This is a genomic window from Burkholderia sp. E168m23 (assembly GCF_016586125.1).
Taxonomy (GTDB): domain Bacteria; phylum Pseudomonadota; class Gammaproteobacteria; order Burkholderiales; family Burkholderiaceae; genus Burkholderia; species Burkholderia orbicola.
Genome location: NZ_BCPP01000583.1, coordinates 1 through 4,563, shown reverse-complemented (window position 1 = coordinate 4,563; position 4,563 = coordinate 1). Strand labels below are relative to the sequence as shown.

Sequence of the window (4,563 nt, the reverse complement as noted above, 5' to 3'; positions counted from 1 at the left end):
TCCGTCAAATCCAGCGTTTCCACGAACTGCGACAAATCAAGCGTCAGCGCCGCGATTGCGCCGCTGCGCATCGTATCGCTATTCAAGAAGCGCGTCGGTCCTGATCCACGCAGATAGGGTGCGTAGATTCGGAACTGTTGGCCACTCAGCCCGAGGTGCACGATAGTCTTGTCCCAGCACTGAACATCATCGGGCCATCCATGGACAAGGACCAGCGGCCGTCCGTCAAGCGGGCCCGATACTTCATAGGCCACTTCGAGTTCGCTGGTGCGACATGTCAGGAAGTTTCGTTGCGATCCGCGTGTGGCCTGCTCATCCGCGTCTGAAGTCATATCGATCTCCGAAAGGCGATTCAAAGATGCCGGCAAGCAGCATCGTGTGTTCCCGTTCGAAATGGCTTCCTACCAAATTTCGCGCGCAACGATTCCTCATGGAATCGTGAGTCTAAATAGACGCACCGACACACCGGAACCCAAAGCAACTTTGAAGCGCCTCCACCTGGAAGCGCTGAAAGGTTGCGGCTTTGCCGATATCGCGACCGATGGTCCGGACGTCGTACGGTTGCCGCATGACGATGATGCCGTCCTTGCCGATCAGCGATATCGAGCCGTGTTGTTCCAACCCTGCGAACAGCCTGTGGAAATATTCGAGGTTGATGGCAATCAGTGCGACACCGGCAAACGAACCATCCGGATTCGATATGCGCCGCTCTCCTCACCACTCATCGTGCACAGCCAAGCCGGACGTGACTTCGCATACGAAACCGGCCCGGCCCATTTACATGTGCAGTACCAAACTGACCGAAACCGGAAACGGCCCGGGTCTATCGAACGTGAAGCGCCGACAACCCGCTGCGCTCGCCCCTCCTCCCGGATTATTAAATGACGTGAGGAAATTGCGCTTCCGAAAGAATATGTGGGACGCGCCAGATCTGCATCGCCCATCAAGATCCCCGCCAATTTCAAATATCTGCGATTTGGTACCAGATGATCGAGTCCGCCCATCAGCCGGCCCGCGCGTCGGGAAAGCCGGTCGCGATCTCCGGGACTCGACGGCCAGACCCGCCATCCGCTCCGTGTAGTAGCTGGGCGGAACGCACCCACGAGCCTCCCGGACGGCGCCACGGCGCGGCCTCTTCGTCGATGGGCGCCGAACTTGTGGCGAATAGTCGGCGCGCCTGCTTCTTGAGGCGTTGAAGACGACGTTGTACCCCTCTGAGCAACTTTCTTACACGGGTAAAAGCGATGCAGAAAAAAGAAAAGCCCCGCCGAAGCGGGGCTTTTTCTGGAGGCGCGAGCCGGAGTCGAACCGGCCTAAACGGCTTTGCAGGCCGCTGCATAACCGCTTTGCTATCGCGCCAAAAGCGGACTGTCCGGATGCCGTGAGGCAAGCGACAGATTTTTATTCGAGGACCGGAAGTCCATCAAATAAAAAGGGAAGCGTGGCTTCCCCATTACTTGGAGCGGGAGACGAGTCTCGAACTCGCGACCTCAACCTTGGCAAGGTTGCGCTCTACCAACTGAGCTACTCCCGCATTGTCCTGCATCTGCAGCGCTTTGCCGTACCACGCGCTGCCAGAAAAATCTGGAGCGGGAGACGAGTCTCGAACTCGCGACCTCAACCTTGGCAAGGTTGCGCTCTACCAACTGAGCTACTCCCGCGTATTGCTACGCTACTGCTTCCCCGTCACACACTTACTTCGTCGTGCAGCGGAGAAGCGAGATTATGTCGAAGGCACATTCGTGTGTCAAGGGCTTTTCCAGCCCTTTTTACAAAAACCGCCGCCGCACCGGCGCGGCTCACGCACCGCCGCGCTCGCGAATCTGCGGCCAGGCGAGCTTCATGTAGTACAGCATCGACCAGATCGTCAGCACCGCGGCCAGATACATCAGCCACTTGCCCCACACGCGCGTATCGATCGTCACGACGCCGAGCGGCAGCGGCCCGTAAAACAGCAGCATCGGAATCGCGACCATCTGGCACGCGGTCTTGAACTTGCCGAGCTGGTTCACCGCGACGCTCTTCGACGCGCCGATCTGCGCCATCCACTCGCGCAGCGCCGAAATCGCGATCTCGCGACCGACGATCACCAGCGCGATCGCCGCGTCGACCCGCGAAATCTGCACGAGGATCAGCAGCGCGGCCGTCACCATCAGCTTGTCCGCCACCGGGTCGAGAAAGGCACCGAACGACGACGTCTGATTCCACTTGCGCGCGAGGAAGCCGTCGAACCAGTCGGTCAGCGCGGCGAGGATGAAGATCGCCGCCGCCGCGAGATTGCGGTGCGCGCCGCCCATCACCGTGTCCGGCAGATAGAACACGCCGACGACGAGCGGAATCAGCACGATCCGTACCCACGTCAGGAAAATCGGGAAATTGAACGGCATGGCATGCGGGACAGTAAAGGATTCGCAATTGTGCCGTGTCGACCGGCCTGCCACAAGAACGCTGGCAACGAGCCGGCCGCACGGCCGCGTCAGTGAAGCTGCTTGTAGATCTGCTCGGCGAGCGCGTGCGAAATGCCCTCGACGCTCGCCAGTTCCTCGACACTCGCAGCCACCACGCCGCGCAACCCGCCGAAGCGCGCGAGCAGCCGCTGCCGACGCTTCGCACCGACGCCTTCGAGCTCCTCGAGCCGCGACGTCTGGCGAGCCTTCGCCCGCTTCGCCCGCATGCCGGTGATCGCGAAACGGTGCGCCTCGTCGCGAATCTGCGCGACGAGCATCAGCGCGGCGCTCTCCTTGCCGAGTTCGAGCGGCGCGCGGCCGTCCGCGAACACCAGTGTCTCGAGGCCGACCTTGCGCCCCTCGCCTTTCGCGACGCCGACCAGCATCGACGTGTCGAGGCCGAGCTCGGTGAACACCTGCCGCGCGATCTCGACCTGACCCTTGCCGCCGTCGATCAGCACGATGTTCGGCAGCAGGCTCGACGCCTCGGCCTGGCGGGTCGACTCGCCGTCGATGCCGGCCGCTTCGTCGACGGCCGCCGCCTGCGCGGCCTGCTCGACCATCTTCTCGTAGCGGCGCGTGAGCACCTGCCGCATCGCCGCGTAATCGTCGCCCGGCGTGATGCCCGTGATGTTGTAGCGGCGGTATTCGCTCGACTGCATCTTGTGATGGTGATAAACGACACACGATGCCTGCGTCGCCTCGCCCATCGTATGGCTGATGTCGAAGCACTCGATCCGCAGCGTCGCGAGATCGTCGCTGTCGTAGCTGAGCGTGTCCGCCAGCGCGCGCGTGCGCGCCTGCTGCGAGCCCTGCTCGGACAGCAGCCGCGCGAGCGCGAGCCGTGCGTTCTGCTCGGCCATCGACAGCCACGCGCGCCGCTGTCCCTGCGGCTGCCGCACCAGCGACACCTTGTGACCGGCCTGCTCGGACAGCAGCTCCAGCAGGTCGCGACTCGCGGGCGCATGGCTGACGACGAGCACCGGCGGCACGCGGTTGCCGAGATAGTGCTGCGCGATGAATGCGTCGAGCACCTCGGCCTCGACCGACGCTGCCGCCGCGCCGCGCGCGCTGCCCGCCTCTTCCGCAGGCTGATCGGGCACCGTGTCGACCGGCGCGTCGGCCGTCGCATCGACCGCCTCCGCCGGCTCGACCTCTTCCCCGAGACCGCCTTCGGCGAGCGTCAGCGCACTTTCGACGTGCGTCGGGAAATACGCCTTGTCGCCGAGGTGCCGGCCGCCGCGCACCATCGCGAGGTTCACGCACACGCGTCCGCCCTGCGCGACGACGGCCAGGATGTCGACGTCGCTGTCGCTGCCGACCTCGATCGCCTGCTGGTGCAGCACCGTCGCAAGCGAGCTCATCTGGTTGCGCACGGCCGCCGCCTGCTCGAATTTCAGCTCGGCCGCGAACGCGTGCATCTTCTGCTCGAGCTCCTTCATCACTTCGGACTGCCGGCCGAGCAGGAAGCGCGCGGCGTTCGACACGTCGACCGCGTAATCCTCTTCGGAGATCGCGCCCACGCACGGCGCCGTGCAACGCCCGATCTGATGCAGCAGGCACGGCCGCGTGCGGTTGTTGAAGACCGAATCCTCGCAGGTGCGCAACTGGAACACGCGCTGCAGGATCTGGATGCTCTCGCGCACGGCCCACGCGCTCGGGAACGGCCCGAAGTACTGGTTCTGCTTGTCGACCGAGCCGCGGTAGTAGGCCATCCGCGGAAAGCGGTGCGCGGTGAGCTTCAGGTACGGATACGACTTGTCGTCGCGAAACAGGATGTTGTAGCGCGGCGCGAGCGCCTTGATCAGGTTGTTCTCGAGCAGCAGCGCCTCGGCTTCCGAGCGCGTGACGGTCGTTTCGATGCGCGCGATGCGCGTGACCATCATCGCGATGCGCGGCGACAGTTGCGTCTTCGTGAAATAACTCGACACGCGCTTTTTCAGGTCGCGCGCCTTGCCGACGTAGAGGACGGCGCCCGTCGTGTCGTAATAGCGATAGACGCCCGGCATGTGCGGCAACTGCGCAAGGATCTTCTTCGGTTCGAACGGAGTAGCGGAGGCTTCTGGGGATGTCATGCGTGATCCGGGCGCCTTGTAACGCGGAACGGGTCTATTAG

General features: G+C 63.3%; 3 protein-coding genes, 3 tRNA genes and 1 pseudogene. All 7 read right to left on the bottom strand.

Annotated elements, in window-relative coordinates; genetic code table 11:
* The coding region (locus tag JMF90_RS25225; protein WP_201325565.1) for an alpha/beta fold hydrolase at positions 1-332 on the bottom strand (332 nt) is incomplete at its 3' end.
* A 166-nt stretch (positions 333-498) separates the two neighbouring features.
* A pseudogene (locus JMF90_RS40245) lies at positions 499-708 on the bottom strand (diguanylate cyclase); the annotation flags it as partial.
* A gap of 577 nt (positions 709-1,285) precedes the next feature.
* Positions 1,286-1,359: transfer RNA gene (locus JMF90_RS25215), tRNA-Cys, on the bottom strand.
* Positions 1,360-1,458: 99 nt separating this feature from the next.
* A tRNA-Gly gene (locus tag JMF90_RS25210) sits at positions 1,459-1,534 on the bottom strand.
* A gap of 51 nt (positions 1,535-1,585) precedes the next feature.
* Positions 1,586-1,661, bottom strand: a tRNA-Gly gene (locus JMF90_RS25205).
* A gap of 138 nt (positions 1,662-1,799) precedes the next feature.
* The gene (gene pgsA / locus JMF90_RS25200) at positions 1,800-2,387 is read right to left on the bottom strand and encodes a CDP-diacylglycerol--glycerol-3-phosphate 3-phosphatidyltransferase (protein WP_201316781.1); all 588 of its coding nucleotides are present in this window, start codon (positions 2,385-2,387) and stop codon (positions 1,800-1,802) included.
* An 89-nt stretch (positions 2,388-2,476) separates the two neighbouring features.
* On the bottom strand, positions 2,477-4,522 hold the full coding sequence (gene uvrC / locus JMF90_RS25195; protein ID WP_011544950.1) for an excinuclease ABC subunit UvrC: 2,046 nt from the start codon (positions 4,520-4,522) through the stop codon (positions 2,477-2,479).
* Positions 4,523-4,563 lie beyond the last annotated feature (41 nt).

Coding starts and splice junctions, on each gene's coding strand:
- pgsA (WP_201316781.1), bottom strand. CDS start 2,387: ATGCCGTTCAATTTCCCGATTTTCCTGACGTGGGTACGGATCGTGCTG.
- uvrC (WP_011544950.1), bottom strand. CDS start 4,522: ATGACATCCCCAGAAGCCTCCGCTACTCCGTTCGAACCGAAGAAGATC.